16 protein-coding genes and 2 pseudogenes are annotated in these 15,503 nt (G+C 68.4%); 11 read left to right on the top strand and 7 right to left on the bottom strand.

What is annotated here, in order from left to right; translation table 11 throughout:
• Positions 1–152: 152 nt before the first annotated feature.
• Positions 153–632: a hypothetical protein gene (locus tag BCD48_RS56520; RefSeq protein ID WP_241841670.1), complete on the bottom strand. Its 480-nt coding sequence runs from the start codon at positions 630–632 to the stop codon at positions 153–155.
• A gap of 218 nt (positions 633–850) precedes the next feature.
• Here BCD48_RS56520 and BCD48_RS53435 point away from each other — a divergent pair, with 218 nt between their 5' ends.
• The 3 genes from BCD48_RS53435 to BCD48_RS12120 all read left to right on the top strand — a co-directional run bounded on the left by BCD48_RS53435 (position 851) and on the right by BCD48_RS12120 (position 1,914).
• Complete coding sequence (locus BCD48_RS53435) at positions 851–1,111, top strand: hypothetical protein (protein ID WP_157910480.1); 261 nt, start codon at positions 851–853, stop codon at positions 1,109–1,111.
• A gap of 147 nt (positions 1,112–1,258) precedes the next feature.
• Positions 1,259–1,507, top strand: coding sequence for an antitoxin (locus BCD48_RS12115; protein WP_071048459.1), 249 nt, complete (start codon positions 1,259–1,261; stop codon positions 1,505–1,507).
• Positions 1,504–1,914 carry a type II toxin-antitoxin system VapC family toxin gene (locus tag BCD48_RS12120; protein ID WP_071048460.1) on the top strand — a complete coding sequence of 137 codons (411 nt, stop codon included), beginning with the start codon at positions 1,504–1,506 and terminating at the stop codon, positions 1,912–1,914. Before BCD48_RS12115 ends, BCD48_RS12120 begins: the two co-directional genes overlap by 4 nt.
• A 210-nt stretch (positions 1,915–2,124) precedes the next feature.
• Here BCD48_RS12120 and BCD48_RS12125 read toward each other — a convergent pair whose 3' ends face one another.
• On the bottom strand, positions 2,125–2,700 hold the full coding sequence (locus tag BCD48_RS12125; protein WP_241841671.1) for an integrase core domain-containing protein: 576 nt from the start codon (positions 2,698–2,700) through the stop codon (positions 2,125–2,127).
• A 90-nt stretch (positions 2,701–2,790) separates the two neighbouring features.
• Here BCD48_RS12125 and BCD48_RS12130 point away from each other — a divergent pair, with 90 nt between their 5' ends.
• On the top strand, positions 2,791–3,858 hold the full coding sequence (locus tag BCD48_RS12130) for an integrase core domain-containing protein (protein WP_071048461.1): 1,068 nt from the start codon (positions 2,791–2,793) through the stop codon (positions 3,856–3,858).
• Here the strand turns inward: BCD48_RS12130 and BCD48_RS12135 are convergent.
• Both BCD48_RS12135 and BCD48_RS12140 read right to left on the bottom strand, forming a co-directional pair.
• A pseudogene (locus BCD48_RS12135) lies at positions 3,855–4,734 on the bottom strand (IS982 family transposase). The gene BCD48_RS12130 and the pseudogene BCD48_RS12135 sit on opposite strands and share 4 nt — an antisense overlap.
• Before the next feature lie 58 nt (positions 4,735–4,792).
• The gene (locus tag BCD48_RS12140) at positions 4,793–5,461 is read right to left on the bottom strand and encodes a winged helix-turn-helix transcriptional regulator (RefSeq protein WP_071048462.1); all 669 of its coding nucleotides are present in this window, start codon (positions 5,459–5,461) and stop codon (positions 4,793–4,795) included.
• Positions 5,462–5,543: 82 nt separating this feature from the next.
• Here BCD48_RS12140 and BCD48_RS12145 point away from each other — a divergent pair, with 82 nt between their 5' ends.
• On the top strand, positions 5,544–7,112 hold the full coding sequence (locus BCD48_RS12145) for an MFS transporter (RefSeq protein WP_198543215.1): 1,569 nt from the start codon (positions 5,544–5,546) through the stop codon (positions 7,110–7,112).
• Positions 7,113–7,344: 232 nt separating this feature from the next.
• On the opposite strand, the pseudogene BCD48_RS12150 reads toward BCD48_RS12145, so the two are convergent.
• Positions 7,345–7,802, bottom strand: a pseudogene (locus BCD48_RS12150) (transposase); the annotation flags it as partial.
• A 607-nt stretch (positions 7,803–8,409) separates the two neighbouring features.
• Between BCD48_RS12150 and BCD48_RS12155 the strand changes: the two are divergent.
• From BCD48_RS12155 to BCD48_RS12165, 3 genes are all read left to right on the top strand, one after another.
• Entirely contained in the window at positions 8,410–9,171 is a 762-nt protein-coding gene (locus BCD48_RS12155) for an SDR family oxidoreductase (protein WP_071048463.1), read from the top strand.
• 130 nt (positions 9,172–9,301) lie between these two features.
• A complete protein-coding gene (locus BCD48_RS12160; RefSeq protein WP_241841672.1) occupies positions 9,302–10,705 on the top strand; it encodes an IS1380 family transposase in 1,404 nt (467 codons plus the stop codon).
• Positions 10,706–11,043: 338 nt separating this feature from the next.
• Positions 11,044–11,718 (top strand): winged helix-turn-helix transcriptional regulator, encoded by a 675-nt coding sequence (locus BCD48_RS12165; RefSeq protein ID WP_071048465.1) that lies wholly within the window; start codon positions 11,044–11,046, stop codon positions 11,716–11,718.
• A gap of 340 nt (positions 11,719–12,058) precedes the next feature.
• On the opposite strand, the gene BCD48_RS12170 is transcribed toward BCD48_RS12165, so the two are convergent.
• Entirely contained in the window at positions 12,059–12,430 is a 372-nt protein-coding gene (locus tag BCD48_RS12170; protein WP_071048466.1) for a hypothetical protein, read from the bottom strand.
• A 232-nt stretch (positions 12,431–12,662) separates the two neighbouring features.
• Between BCD48_RS12170 and BCD48_RS12175 the strand changes: the two genes are divergently transcribed.
• A complete protein-coding gene (locus BCD48_RS12175; RefSeq protein ID WP_071048467.1) occupies positions 12,663–13,010 on the top strand; it encodes a hypothetical protein in 348 nt (115 codons plus the stop codon).
• Positions 13,011–13,260: 250 nt separating this feature from the next.
• On the opposite strand, the gene BCD48_RS53440 is transcribed toward BCD48_RS12175, so the two are convergent.
• On the bottom strand, positions 13,261–13,512 hold the full coding sequence (locus BCD48_RS53440; RefSeq protein ID WP_116271491.1) for a hypothetical protein: 252 nt from the start codon (positions 13,510–13,512) through the stop codon (positions 13,261–13,263).
• A gap of 58 nt (positions 13,513–13,570) precedes the next feature.
• On the opposite strand from BCD48_RS53440, the gene BCD48_RS53445 reads away from it, so the two are divergent.
• Positions 13,571–13,900, top strand: coding sequence for a hypothetical protein (locus BCD48_RS53445; protein WP_116271492.1), 330 nt, complete (start codon positions 13,571–13,573; stop codon positions 13,898–13,900).
• A 612-nt stretch (positions 13,901–14,512) separates the two neighbouring features.
• The gene (locus BCD48_RS12185; protein ID WP_071048469.1) at positions 14,513–15,070 is read left to right on the top strand and encodes a hypothetical protein; all 558 of its coding nucleotides are present in this window, start codon (positions 14,513–14,515) and stop codon (positions 15,068–15,070) included.
• The last annotated feature ends 433 nt before the right edge of the window (positions 15,071–15,503 follow it).

Raw genomic sequence — 15,503 nt, forward strand, 5'->3', positions numbered from 1 at the left:
CGGGCACGGGCCGGCCGCGAGGAAGGCTCACGACCGGCCGGCACGGCCGCGACCGCCCTGAGCAGGGCGGATGGCATTTTCGGCAGGTACAGCGTGTTATAGAACGCCTCGTAGGCCCGGAGGGCGGTCAGGAGATGCCGCTGGTTCCAGATCTAGGTTCGGTCGAGGAGTTCTCGGCGGCAGGTTCGCACCCACCTTTCCATGATCGCGTTCATGCGGGGGACCTGGACGCCGCTGCGCACGACCGTGATCCCGGCGTCGGCGAGGATGGCGTCGAACAGGGCTGGGTATTTGCTGTCTCGGTCGCGGATGAGGTAGCGGGCGTTCGAGGCGGCGTCGTGGAGGTCCATGGCGAGGTTGCGGGTCACCTGGGTCACCCACGCCGTGGTGGGATGCGCGGTCGCTCCCAGGATCCGGATTCGGCGACTGGCGTGTTCGATCACCGCGAGGATGTAGAGGCGTGTCCCGGTGAGGGTGACGGTCTCGAAGAAGTCGGCGGCAAGGATCGCGTGCGCTTGGGTGTGGAGGAAGTCAGCCCAACTGGTCGCGGTCCGGTTAGGCGCTGGGTCGATACCCGCGTCGTGCAGGATCTCCCAGACTGTCGACGGGGCAACCTTGACACCGAGCACCAACAGTTCACACCATGTATTCGGCGGTAACCCCAGCTGCTGTTCTCCCGAGCCAGGCGCAGCACCAGAATACGGATCGAGGCCACGGTACGGGGCCGGCAGCGCCGCTTGGGACGGGAGGCGGCGGCATGGCGGTGTGCGATCAGGTCGCGGTGCCAGCGTAGGACGGTCTCCGGGCGCACCAATAGCCGCAGGCCCTGCAGGGTTGGCCGCGGCAGCGCGTGCAGGAGCACGGCGAGCAGGGCGCGATCGGTGGGCTGGAACTGGATCCGTTGGCCGTTGAGCTGGCGTTGCAGCACGGTGATCTGATGTCGCAACGTGAGGATCTCGACGTCCTTGTCACGGTCACCGCGGGGCAACAGGCGCAGCAGCGCGAAGGCGTTGGTGACACCGAGGTAGGTCAGCCGAAGCAGCACGAATCGGCATCCTCGCGTAGTCGCCGGTCCTGGCGGGCGAGGGCCCGGTGCTGGGCGATCCCATGATCGGCAACTTCGGCTGCGACCCTGTGAACAGGGCGGATGGCATTCTCGGCATGCACAGGGCTACCCGACCGATCGTGGTGTGGTCGCGCCAGTACCACCAATGATGTATATTCTTGGTAGCTACCATGCGGCGGAGCGGAGGGCGTCATGGCGGAGACCGGGATCGCGCGGCTATTCACGCATGGCAGGAGCCAGGCGGTGCGGCTGCCGAAGGAGTTCCGGCTGCCCGGTGATCGGGTGCGCGTCCGGCACGTCGGGGACGGTGTGCTGCTGGAGCCGATCGCCTCGGATGTCGACGCCTGGTTCGCTGAGCTGGACCGGTTCGCCGAGGTGCCGCTGTTCGAAGACGGCAGGGACCAGCCGCCGACCCCTGCGGCCGAGGACATCTTCGAGTGACCTATCTGCTCGATACCAACGCTGTCGTCGCGTTGCTGCGCAACAAGCCGTCCGCCGTGCGGGACCGGTATCGGGCAGCGCAGGCGTCGGGTGGCTCGCTTGCACTGTCCTCGGTCGTAGTCTTCGAACTGTGGTATGGCGTGGCGAAGAGCAGCCGGGTCCAAGAGAACACCGACCGTCTGAGGGTGCTGCTGTCCGGCGACTTGGACTTGTTGGACTTCGACGACGAGGACGCCCGGACTGCCGGCCAGGTCCGCGCCTCACTCGAGAAGGACGGCAGATCGATCGGCGCCTACGACCTGCTGATCGCCGGCCAGGCCCTGCGGCGCGGACTCACCGTCGTCACTGCCAACACCTCCGAGTTCAGCCGGGTCGCCGGCCTGAACTGGCAGGACTGGACAGCCTGACCACCACACCGTTCCGACGGCAACGCGCATGTCCGCCGGGAGCATGCGAGTGACGCGGGGGCACGCACCGCAATCGGAACCGCCGCAGATCGACGCGGCGTCGCTCGCCGTTCATTCCTCCCCGACCGACGACGTGTGCTCATTGTGTGTTCGGACGTGTAACGTGCCAAAACTCGATTCGGCGGGGTGACCTGGGGTTTCGCTGCTCGGTCAGGCCGCCGGGTAGTGCTCGTTGATCACGCCTCCGAGGACCGTGTGACGGCGGATCGGGCGGTCGAGAGGTACGACGGTGGCTGGGTCGTGGTTCGGTGGGCGCTGGTCTCGCCCTTGGTGGGGTCGATGGTCGTTGAAGTGGCGGGCGAACTCGCCGAGCACGGCGGTGGCGTGGCGTTCGCCGTAGAGGAGGATCCGGTCGGTGCACTCCTGGCGGACGGAGCGGATGAACCGCTCCGCGTAGCAGTTCGCCCTCGGCGTCTGCGGTGGAGTCCGCACGACCCGGATGCCTTCGGCGGCGAACACGTCATCGAACGACCTCGTGTATTTCGCGTCTCGGTCGCGGATCAGGAACCGGAACCCGTCGAGGTGTCCGTCCAGGTCCATGACGAGTTGGCGTGCATGTTGGGTGACCCAGGCTCCGGTCGGGTGGGCGGTGACGCCGAGGATGTGGACGCGTCGCGTCTGGATCTCCATCACGAACAGCACGTAGAGCCGGCGCAGGGTGATGGTGTCGTCGGGTAGGCCAGGCGCATTGCTGCGCCTGGCCCCCCTCAGAACCCGGCGTGCCACTCGTCGCGGCACCTGTAGGGTGCCAGAAGTCGGCCTGAGCCTGTGACCTGCGGCGATGCGATGGTCTGGCCATCGGCATGATGGTCAGCTGTGGTCGTGCGTCTGCTGTATCTGCTCTTCGTGCAGGTGTGTCGGTGGCTGGTGCTGCTGGGTCGTTCGTCGGCTTCGAAGGACGTCGAGTTGCTCGTCCTTCGGCATGAGGTCGCGATGCTGCGCCGTACCCAGCCCAGGCCACGGTGGGACTGGGCGGACCGGGCCGTGCTCGCCGCGCTGATCCGGCTCCTGCCGCAACGGCTTCGACTGCACCGGCTGATCACCCCTGGCACCGTCCTACGGTGGCACCGGCGCCTGGTCGCCAGGAAGTGGACCTACGCACGCCGGACCGGACGGCCGCCGGTCGATTCGGAAATCGCCTCGCTGATCGAACGGTTCGCGACCGAGAACAGGACCTGGGGGTACAAGCGGATCCAGGGTGAGTTGCTCAAGCTCGGCCACCGCGTTGGCGCGTCCACTATCCGCCGGGTCCTGAAGTCCTGCGGGCTGCCTCCCGCTCCTGTGCGGCAGACCGACACGACGTGGCGGCAGTTCCTGCGCACCCAGGCCTCGACGATGCTGGCTGTTGACTTCTTCCACGTGGACTGCGCGCTGACGCTGCGGCGGCTGTACTGCTTCTTCGTGATGGAGGTCGGCTCGCGCTACGTCCACGTCCTTGGGGTTACCGCGCATCCGGACGGGCCGTGGACCAACCAGCAGGTCCGGAATCTCCTCATGGACCTCGGGGACCGGGCGGCCGGCTTCCGGTTCCTGGTCCGCGACCGCGCCGGCCAGTTCACCGCCGCGTTCGACGCGGTCCTCGCCGACGCCGGCATCACCGCCGTCAAGATCCCACCCAGAACTCCCCGAGCAAACGCCTTCGCGGAACGATTCGTCCGCACCGTTCGAGCCGAAGTCACCGACCGCATGCTGATCTTCGGTGAACGGCACCTGCGCGCCGTCCTCGCCGAGTACGCACGGCACTACAACGGACGACGCCCCCACCACGCCCTCCAACTCCAACCGCCCCGACCCGACCACCCCATCGCCGACCTCACGGCAGGACGGATCAAACGCCGACCCATCCTCGGCGGCCTGATCAACGAGTACGAACCAGCCGCCTAGAACCCGCAGGTCAACGCTGGTGGCCGAGTTCTGGCACCCGACAAGATCGCCGCAGCCATGGCCATGATCCGCTGGGCGACCCTGATCGCGACGCCCTCGTAGGTGCGTCCGCCGTGTTCTTCCAGGTCAAGCTGCCCCTTGAGGGTGTCGTTGACCGATTCGATGAGCTGGCGGACCTTCTTGAGCAGCGGCTCGCCGGGCCGTTCCTTCTCCGTCTTGCGGTGCGGTCGCAGCAGTGTGACGCCGTCCACGGCGAGTGACCGTTCGAGATCCTTCGAGGCGAAACCCTTGTCCGCAATCAGCAGGATCTTCCCGCGCTCGGCCACCAGGTCCGCGTTGTAGTCGAGCATCGCCTCCAGCACCTCCCGCTCGCCGATCTTCGGGTCGGCCAGCGCCCACATGATCGGCATTCCGGTGGGAGTGCAGACCAGGTAGAGCTTGAGTCCCCAGAAATACCGGGAGTGTGACGCGCAGTAGCCGTAGTTGGCCCAGCCCCCGAGGTCGGAACGCTTCACGGTCGGCCGGGACATCCCGCACGGCACCGGGTCGCATCAGTGATCCAGTGGGTGTCGAACCAGAAGTCGGTGTCCACGGCGAGATCGCGGACGACCTTCTTGACCAGTGGTAACGCGTTGCGGAGCCGCTTGTTGTAGCCGGGCTGCTGCGGCAGGTAGGGGAACATGTCGGACAGGTGCTTGCGGGCGTGGCGCAGCCAGCGGGCCTCGGAGGTGAACCCGAGCAAGGACTGCGCCACTGCCAGGCAGACGAGTTCGGAGTCGGACAGTAGCGGCTGTTTGCCCACTCGCGGCCTCCCTCCGTACTCGTCGTCGATCTTACGTACAGTGCAATGAGGAGGGTCTCCATGTCTTGCGTCACAACTCGATCTTGGAGGCCCTCTCCCCGTGCCCGGCCACCGGCCACCCAGCAGCCGGAATTACTCGTCTAGCGGTTCTGCGCCGCCAGGTAGCTCGGCCGGCTCCGGCCGAAACCGCCGGAGGACCTTGGCGTTCCCTTGTGTTTGCAATCCGCCGGCCCGCGCGGTGGTGAGGTTCAGCTGGCCGGTGAGGACGCCGACGAGGAGTTGCGGCGGTCCGGTGAGAACGAGGTCGGGCTTCTCGGCGGCACCCAGGCGCGGGTGGACCTTGCCGTCGCCGGTTTCGACGGTGATTACGTCCTCGCCGGTGCGGAGCTCGATGGCGACGGGGGGTTGGTCGGGTGTTCGGTCGCTGACCAGGAGGCTGATCGGGACCGCGAGCCAGTGGCCACGGCGGGCGTCTTGCTCGTCGGGTTCCGTCATCAAAGGAGCGCCCCACCGTCCGAGCTCCAAAAGGATGGCCTTGAGCTCCTGACCGCGTGGGGTGAGCCGGAAGACGGCGGTCGCGATCGGCGGCGGCGCTTCCTCCCGGGAGACGACTCCTTCACGTTCCAGGTCGCGAAGGCGCTCGGCGAGCAGGTTGGTGGCGATCCCGGGCAGGCCCTTGTGGAGGTCGGTGTAGCGGCAGGGCTGCTGCAAGAGCAACTCGCGCACGATCAGCAAGTTCCAGCGATCGCCGATCACATCGAGGGCCTTGGCGATGGCACAGAACTGTTTGTACGAACGCATGCCAGCAACCTAGCCCGATCGAACTTGAGAAGCAAACTGGACGGCTTGTGTTTCTCAAGGAGTGACTGTAGGTTCTCAAGCCATGGAACGGAACCCGCTGATTCTCGTCTCGCTGCTGCTGGCGGCGTTTGTGATCAACCTGGACATCACGATCGTCAACGTGGCGCTCCCGACGCTGGTGAGCGAGCTACATGCGTCGAACTCGCAGCTGCAGTGGGTCGTCGATGCCTACAACCTGTTGTTCGCCGCGCTGCTGCTGGCTGCAGGCAGCCTGAGCGACCGCCTCGGCCGCAAGGGATTTCTGCTTGCTGGCCTAGGCGTGTTCGGAGTCGCCAGCTTCGTCGGCGGTCTGACCACGACCTCCGGCGAGCTGATTGCCGCCCGCTGCTTCATGGGTGTCGGCGCGGCGATGATCTTCCCCGCCACCCTCTCGCTGATCTCGAACGTGTTCACCGAGCGGACCGAGCGGGCCAGGGCGATCGGCCTCTGGGGCGCGACGGCGGGCATCGCGATCGCGCTCGGCCCGATCGTCGGGGGCTGGCTGCTTGAACAGTTCAGCTGGAAGAGCATCTTCTTCGCGATGGCGCCCGTCGCCGCTGTCGGCGCCGCCCTCGTCGCCTGGAGCGTGCCGACTTCGCGCGATCCGGCCGCGCACAAGACCGACGGCCCGGGACTGGTGTTCTCGAGCGCGGCGATCGCGCTGCTGACCTACACGCTGATCGAAGCCCCGAAGTACGGTTGGAGCAGCGGCCGCACCCTCACGGGCTTCGCAGTCTCAGCCGCGGTGTTCGCCGTATTCATCGTCCGCGAGGCCACCGCCGCGGAGCCGATGCTCGACGTCAGCCTCTTCCGCAACCCTCGCTTCACCGCCGCCTGCGCCTCCGTCACGGTCACCTTCTTCGGGCTGTCCGGCTTCAGCTTCCTGATCACTCAGTATTTCCAGTTCTTCAAGGGCTACGGACCGCTGTCCACGGGCGTCCGCCTGCTGCCGGTCGCGGTGTCCGTGGGAATCATGTCGGTGCTCGGCACCAAGTTCGCCGTGCGCTTCGGCACCAAGCAGGTCGTAACCGTCGGCCTGGTCCTTCTCGCCGGCTTCTTCGCATGGGTCTCGACCGCAAGCGTGGCAACCAGCTACCTCGAGATCGTCGGTCAGATGCTGATCGGCGGCAGCGGCGTGGGGCTCGTCAGCGCACCGGCGACCGAGGCGATCATGGGGGTCGTGCCAAAGGCCAAAGCTGGCGTCGGCTCTGCTGTCAACGACGCCACCCGCCTGCTTGGAAGCACGCTCGGCGTCGCCGTGGTCGGCAGCGTTTTCGCCTCTATATACAACAACCGACTGACCACGAGGCTGCCCACGGAGCTGGCTCCGCCGCTCGCGCGCACCGCCCACGAATCCGTCGGCGGCGCACTCAACCTGACCCAAGGCACTGGCCTCAGCGATCATCCCGCACTCGCGAAGACCGTCCATTCCGCAGTGTCCACGGCGTTCTTCGACGGCTTCAGCGTTGCCTGCCTCGTCGTGGCGGGCGTCAGCCTGGCGGGGGCGATCGTCACCCTGCTCCTGCTGCCCGCCCATCCCGAACTGCCTGCCCGTCCCGAACTGCCTGCCCATCCCGAAGCAGAGCCGGCCCCCGCCCTGGAGCCCCAATGACCGGGCCGGCCATTCAACGCACCACCGCCGGACGATCGAATGGTGGGCGCATCGCCGACCATTCCGCCGGATACGCGCCGGCGCCGGTGTCCGCCGACGTGCCGGCGCGATGACCCGACTGGCCGGCCCCGGCCTCGCCCCTCCGGGACGGGGCCGGCCAGTTCGGACACCACTCCATACCAGAACGGCCGGCGTGTGCCGGTGGACAGCTCAGGGAATCTCAATGACGAAGTCAAGCCGTCTGCGTGACCGGCGGGACGGAGGTGAACTGTCTCTTGTCACGCAGCATGGCCCACAGCACGTCGACCCGGCGGCGGGCGAGGGCGAGCAGGGCCTGGGTGTGCAGCAGCCCCTCGCCGCGCTTCTTGAGGTAGTAGTCCCGCGACGGGCCTGGCCGCATCATGGCGGACTGGGCGGACATGTAGAACAGCCAGCGCAGGCGGCGGTTGTAGCGCTTGGGCCGGTGGTAGTTGCCGGAGCGACGGCCGGAGTCGCGGGGCACCGGGGCGAGGCCGGCGTGGGAGGCAAGGCGGCGGCCGGCGTCGCGGTAGCCGGACAGGTCGCCGACGATGGCGACGAACTCGGCGCCCAGGATGGGGCCCATGCCGGGCAGGGACTCGATGATCTCGGCACGCTGGTCGGTGCGGAGATGTCGCGGATCTCCCGGTCGTTGTCCTTGATCCGCTCATCCCGCCACGTGCGTGAAGTCGTCGCCCACAAGCCCGGCGGCCCGTCGAACCCCGCCCACCGCCCGCGTCGGTCACCGGCGCAAGCCCGCTCACGAGAGCACTCCCCAGCGTCCACGGCGTCCAGCCCGAGGACACAGCCCTGCATGTTGACACTTTAAAAAATGAATCGTAACGTTGCTTCTGTGAAGTTCTGGATGGTGATCTTGAACAGGCCGCGACGAGCAGGGGACAGGGAATGCGGGTACGCCAGGTTGTCACCGGCCACGATGCGGAGGGTCGCGCTGTGGTCCCGCAAGGCGCGGCGATATCCGTCTTGGCTTGGGGAGCTAGCTCGCACTCCTCTGGAGTGCAGATGAGCCCGCCCGCCACCTGCCCGAACACCGGGAACAGTCCGGCGGCGCCCGCTCTCTTCCCACCTGCAGGTGGCATCCGTTTCGTTATGGCGACGTATTCGCCGGAGTTCGAGTTCGCTGCATCAGGATCCAGTCCCGAGATGCACATCGAGCACGGCGACGAACCCGGAATGCACTGGACCGACTCGACGGATTTCGGGTCTTCAACGCGGCGAACGACGCCGTTGAGCGGTTCGATCTGAGGGAGTAACGAAAATGGGTAGGCTCGCGGGCAAGAACATCCTTGTCACCGGCGGAAGCAGCGGGATCGGGCTGGCCACAGCGCAGGAATTCGACAGAGAGGGCGCACGCGTCGCCATCTGCGGCTTGAACGAGGAGACACTGAAGGCGGCTAACGAGACGCTCGGAGCCGGAAGTCTCGCCGTTCGCACGGACGTCAGCAATCTCCCCGATCTCGACACAATGTTCGCCACGATCAAGCAGGAGTTCGGACACCTGGACGGCGTGTTCGTAAACGCAGGTCACAGCGAATTCATGTTGTTCGAAGACGTGACAGAGCAAAGCTTCGACAAGGTGGTAGCCGTCGATTTCAAAGGGGTGTACTTCACGATCCAGAAGGCCCTGCCCCTGCTCAGGCAAGGATCGTCTGTAATCATCACTTCGTCTGTCGGCGCCCGTAAGGGGTGGCCGACAACCTCGACCGTCTCGGCCTGCAAGGCCGCGGTCAGCCATCTCGCTCGAATCCTCAGCGCCGAACTCCTGGACCGCGGAATTCGCGTGAACACTCTGAGCCCGGGCCCGACGGACACGGCAATGTTCAGTCGCTTCGCAGGCGAAGAGCAGGGAGAGGCAGTCAAGGACATCCTCCGAACCAACAATCCAAGCAAGCGGCTGGCCGAGCCGGTGGAGATCGCGAAGCTGGCCGTTTACCTGGCGTCGGACGATTCTGCGTACGTCGTCGGGGCGGACTTCCTGATCGACGGCGGGGTCACAGCCATTTCGGGCGTGGGTGCCTGAGCCTGGATGCACCGGCCGATATGTCTCGTGCTCGGTGGGTTGAACGAGAAAGTTCCCTCTGACCTGGGAGGATGGGAGTTGCTGAAGCTACCGTCCACCCGGTCGAGAGGGCACTTCCGAAGTGCGATTGTTGCATGTCCCGTCGAAGATCCATCTTCGGCGTGACGACCCGAACCTGGTCGCCTGTGCCGGCCTGGTGCCGGTGATGCGGCTGGCCGAGCGGGCCGGCCTGCCGGACCTGGTCGCCGAGCATCTGCGCCTGCCCGCCTCGGCCAGGTCGGCGGGGGCGAACCCGGAGGCGAAGGTCGGCTGTCTGGTCGCGGGGATGGCAGCCGGGGCGGACAGCATCGACGACCTGGGGCTGCTGCGCCAGGACGCGCTGGCCGACCTGTTCGGCGGGATCCGCGCGCCGTCGACGCTGGGAACGTTCCTGCGGTCGCTGACCTGGGGCAACGTCCGCCAGCTCCAGAAGGTCGGCCGGCTACTGCTCGCCGAACTGGCCGCGGCGACGCCGCTGCTCGGCGGGGCCGGCACGCTGGCGTTCGTCGACCTCGACTCCTGCCAGCGCCGGGTCTTCGGCCCGGCCAAGCAGGGCGCCGCCTTCGGCCACACGAAGATCGCCGCCAGGTCGGTGTTCGTCCGCGGCCTGGGCGCCCTGGTCGGGACGGTGTCGACGCCGACCGCGGCGCCGGTGGTCGCGGCCACCCGGCTGCGCGGCGGCAGCGCCGTCTCGGCGAAGGGCGCGGCGAGCTTCCTCGCCGAGACCGCCGGCGCCGCCCGCGCCGCCGGCGCGACCGGCCTGGTCGTCGCCCGGTGCGACTCCGGCTTCTACACCGCCGCCGTCGTCGCCGCGGCCCGCCGCGCCGGCGTCTTCTTCTCGATCACCACGCCCCAGAACGTCGCGGTCCACGCCGCCTGCGCGGCGATCGACGAGGCGGCGTGGACCCCGATCCGCTACCCGAAAGCGATCTGGGACGACGACCTGAAGCAACGGGTCTCCGACGCCGAGATCGCCGAGACCACCTACACCGCCCTCGGCCACACCGGCGCCCGGGTCACCGCCCGCCTGATCGTCCGCCGGGTCAAGGCGCTCAACCGCCAGGCCGCCCCCGGCCAGGGCGAGCTGTTCCCCACCTGGCGTTACCACGCCGTGTTCACCGACAGCCCGTTCACCCTGCCACAGGCCGAGGCCCAGCACCGCGACCACGCGATCATCGAACAGGTCAACGCCGACCTCATCAACGGCCCGCTCGCGCACCTGCCCTCGGGGGTGTTCACCGCCAACGCCGCCTGGCTGGCCCTCGCGGCGCTGACCCACAACCTTCTGCGCGCCGCCGGCACCCTCGCCTCCCCGTTCCACGCCCGCGCCCGCGGCGCGACCCTGCGCGCCCACCTCGTCCAGATCCCCGCCCGGCTCGCCCGCCACGGCCGCGGCCACCTCACCCTGCACCTGCCCACCGGCTGGCACGCCGAGGGCGCCCTGACCGGCCTGTTCACCGCCGTCCACGCCCCACCACCCGCCCAGGCCGCCTGACCGGCGGCCCGCCGGCACCACCACGCACCCGGTCAGCCCACCCCACGCCCTCGCCCCGAGCCAGGACCCCGGCAAGCCGCCGAACCGTGAGCGGCCGACCAGCCGCACCCCCGACAACTACTGCCAGTTAGCGATGGTTACAGACCACCCGGAACGACTCCAGAACCGGATCGGTGCATTCAGGCTGAGCCTCACCATCTACCCTTTTCTGAGCGTCCGAGCCAAAGCTTCACCCCTGTGCGCCGCAGGGGCAGCTCGGCCGCGACGAGCAAGTCAAGGGCCACCACAGCGCCCTGGCCCGACGGCACAATACTTCAGAGCAGTTGGTGCTTGTTAATATGAAGGGTACCGTTGCCTTCATGAAGCGATACGGCCAGGTGTGCCCCATAGCCAGATCCCTGGACGTCGTCGGCGAACGGTGGAGCCTCCTCCTCGTGCGGGAGCTGACTCTGGGCCCGCGCCGTTACCGCGACCTCGCGGCAGGGCTGCCGGGCATCCCCAGCAACGTCCTGGCCTCACGCCTGAAGGACCTGCAGGGCGCGGGCGTCGTCACCCGGCGTACTCTCCCCGCACCGACCGACGTGACCGTGTACGAGCTGACCGGCGCAGGCCAGAGGCTGCTGCCCGCGCTCAAAGAGCTGCTGGACTGGGGTCTGCGCTACGGACCTGAACCGTCCGAAGACGACGTGAGCCAGCCCGGATGGGCACTGCTGATCGGCGTGGGCCGGCCGAGCGCACTGCCTGACGGTCAGACGTGCGAGCTCCGCGTAGGGCCGGAGTTCTTCTATCTCAGCTCCGATGCCGGCAAGCTCACCGTCCGCCGCGGGCCGGCACCGCATGGCGACGTGGTGGTCACCATGTCCGCCGACACCCTCTACAGCCTCATGAGCGGCCAGACGACCGTGGCCGATGCCGTCGGGCACAGCACGGTCGACGGCGACGCCAGGATCGCCCGCCGCGCTCTGGAGCCGCTCGCCGCCGCCGCAGTCGCCACGCCGACACCCGCGATCTGAGCCGCCCCTCAGCGGGATCAGGCAGCCCCGCTACGCCCGCCGCGCCCACTGGGCGCCGCTGGTCCCGGCGAGCGGACTTCACCTGCCTGGGAGAGCGACAGTCTGCGCCGCCGGCTGTCCGGCAACTACCGCAACCCCGGCCCCCGGCAGCAGACCAGTCTGCGGATCAACGCCCTGCTGCGCGAACACCTCACCGGCGGCGGCGTCGCGCTCGCCACCGCGACCGAGGCCACCGTCTGGCTCGATGGCCTCCAACAGCCGCTGAACCTGACCCGCAAGGCTGGCCGGCTGCTCGCGGAGAACACCGTCCTCGTCCCCCTAGGCCACCGGTGTTGACCTGTTAGTTCCCGGGCTCAGCCGTGTGGATTCCCTCGGGCGCATCGTCGGCGAAAATGCCGTAGGGCGCGCCGCCGGCGGTGTAGCCGGCGACGAAGAACGGGCGGCCGTCGAGTGTTATCCATGAGTTGTCGTGGGGCCACTCGTCGCGACGTTCGGCTCGGCGACGTGGGATGGCCGCTGGGCGCCGTGCCCATCGACGCGCGGTATCCGGGAGTTCGACGCCGAGCGAGGTCAGGTCGTCGTGGGCGGTGTACCGGTCGACCCCGTACCGCCTGGCGTAGCCGCCGATGGTGATCTTGATGCCGGTGCGGATCCATTCGCGCGCCGAATCGCGGCGTTGCCCTTGGCGCATGCGGTGCCGGCGCGGCTGCATGACGTCGATGCTAACGATAGCCTGGTCCGGCGCGATGGCTGTGTCGCTGCGGGCTGCCTGGCCGACGCCCGACCGAGGTGTAGGGCTTCGGACGGGCTGACCGCACGAAGCACCTGATGCGATCCCGTCGAGACGGTCCTACCGCTTGGCGGGTGCTGTGCCTGGCAGGTCAGTCCAAGCACCACGAAGCGGCATCCTCGCGCAGTCGCTGGCCCCGACAGGCGAAGGCCAGGTGCTGGGAGGGCCCACGATCGGCCGCCACACCCACGAGCAGCGGATCACGTTCGTGCTGGTCGACGACGTGTGCGCGTTCGGCGACGCGCTCAACCCGCTGGTCGAGGACCGCGATCTGCGGGTGCGGGTCGTCGCCGCCGACCGGACCGAGGCGTTGCGCTCGCCCGACTACGACTCCACCGCGTTCCGGCTGCGCCGTGCCAGCTCGACGAAGATCGCTCTGGCGCCGGACACGCCCGGCAACGACCCGGTGAGCAACCGGGCCGTCGACTACCGGATCGGCGCCCCGGCGCCGGGCCGGGGATTCCTGCTGGCGCCCGACGAGAACCGCCTCATCCAGACCTGACGCCAGCTCGGCGCCGTCGGCTGCTGCCGGGCCGTGGGCATGAAAGAAGACCAGGACTCGCATGTCCTTCACATGGTGCGGGGACCTGGTTCTCACCCTGGGCTGGTGGTGTTGCCCTGCCGGCATGGGAGACGGGCGCCGCGCGGCCTGGCCGCGGGAACCGTGATCGCGCCGGCTGCCTCCGGCGGCACCCGCCGGGACGTCCGCCCAGCTCCAGGACCTGAAGGCAGAGGTTCGCTTCCATGGCCCTTCACGCTCCGATCCGTCGAGGTCTCGCGGCGGCTGCCGTCGCCGGCGCCGCACTGCTGCCGCTCGCTGCCTGCCAGCCCGGCACCCCGGTCGCGACCGTCGCGCTGGCGACGACGACCGCCACTGAACAGCCGGCCGACCAGACGACGGACCAGTCGACGTCCGAGCCCTCGTCGACGGCCGGCTCGCCGACGTCCGCAGCGCCGGCGAGCACGCCGGCGACCGCGCCGACCCCGACGCCGACGGCAACCACGTCCCCTGTCCCGACTTTTCCGGGCGGCAAGGGAGCTGGCGGCCCAGGTTCAGAGAGCGTGGTCATCACGTCTCCCGTCTCGGTCTCCGGCCACATCGACTCGGGAGTCAGCTGCCAGACCGCGGGCGCCCACTATGTGGCGTCGGCAAGCGGGACGGTGCACGGCTATTCCATTTCCAACACGGTGGTGGTGACCGGCTATCACGGAGCCGGCACCTACCCGGCGCTCGTGACCTTCTCCGTCGCCGTGCCGGACACCCACTACGCGGTGAACGCGGTGCCCACCACCGTGCAGATCACTGACAGCGGCGGTGAGGTCTCCTTCTCCGCGACGACCGACGGCGGCCGAACGCTTGCCGGCTCGATCGTGTGGGCCTGCCCGGTCTAACGCCATGCGACCGGCGAGTACAGGTGAACAGCCGGCGACGAGGGCGCCCGCCGCGGCGCGTGCGGGTGCCCGGGGGACACAGCGATGCGGACATCGTGGTCCGCGCGGCGATGCCGACGCACAGGCACATGCGGTCCGCCGCCCGGCCCACCGGGCGCGGTCGGCCCACACCGCTGGCCGACGCTGTTGAGTAGCCGACCCGCGTGGCCCCAGCTCCTTCATCATCGGAGCTGTCGGGATGAAGTCTTAGACCCGAGAAGACACGCGTCAAGAAACGTCGTCGAGGATCTAACTTGACACCCCCGAGGCCTAGCTGATCATGTGGTGCTGGGGTGTACCCCAATCTGATACGGGGGCATCGGGGAGCACACGGTGCCGTGCGGCGGGCGGTGACCAGCCGGCGTGCGTCGATGTTCCGGAGCCGACCTGCATCCCCGCCCCATCTCCTACACGTCCCACAGCCGCGCCGTCCGGTCGTCAGAGCCGGTAGTGAAAGCGTGCCTGCGAGAACGCCAGCCATTCTTGTCGGCCGTGGCGCCGTACCACGGGTAGGACACACGGACGTGCTCTCTGGCGACCGGCGGCTCCGAAGATCGCCCTAGAGTTCCCGATGTGGGCGAAGAACCGCATGAGAGCCACGGAACGCCGCTGGAGGACTACAAGCTGACCAAGGCGGACCAGCGCCGGCAGCAGGGAAGCGAGCGCATCAAGACCTGGGTCGAGATGGTGCTGGACGAGAAGGAGGTCGCGGATCCTGTCCTGAACGCTGGACGTGACGCAGCCGCGCGCCGCGCCATGGAGATCCTCTACAGGTCTCAGCCGAAGGACCACGATCTCATGCGGTGGCGTGTGCGCCTCTACTGCGGCCACATCACGCAGACACGGCGTCACGTCACCACGAGGAACCCGACGGTGTCCGGGATGTCATCCATGTGCTGCCCGGACTGCGGCCTCGACCCGTCTCTCATCGTGGCGTATGAACCGCTGGGCCTGGTCGCCGAGCCACCCGGTCCCGTGTCGAGGCCCGCTACCCCGATACGCCAGCCAAGTGGCGCGCAGCTCGAACGACGGATCGCCGAACTGGAGGCTGAACTCGCCGGGCTGCGAGTATCCACGCTCGTCGTCGATCCGTCGCGGCCGAGTGCCCGGTCTGCTCCTGCGGGCAGCTGAGGACGCACCCCCCCCGCTGCGCGGGTGACGGTCGGACACCCGTCGCACCACCGCGGCGGTCCTGCGCTTGGGGAGTTATCGGCCCCTGACCGTGCCGTGGCCATCGCTTCAGATCAGGTTCAGAGGCCATGACGACTCGCCACAGTCGCCGGACATGGGCGGTCTTCCAGGCGAGCCGCGCCCGGACCTCAGGCACCCTGGCAACATCTGACCGGTTCGCCTTGGCTGCACGGCGCCTCTCTGGTGCATGCCGACGGCCCGGTCACTTGCCCACCTCCGGGCCGGCTCGGTCGCTCGTCGACGTCCAAGGACATCGAGCTACTCGTGTTGCGGCACTAGGTCGCCGTGCCGCCGCGCACCAGCCCAAGCCCCGGTGGGGCTGGGCGGACCGGGCCGTACTCACCGCGCTGATCCGACTTCTGCCGAGAAGGCT

The organism is Pseudofrankia coriaricola, from assembly GCF_001854805.1.
GTDB lineage: Bacteria > Actinomycetota > Actinomycetes > Frankiales > Frankiaceae > Pseudofrankia.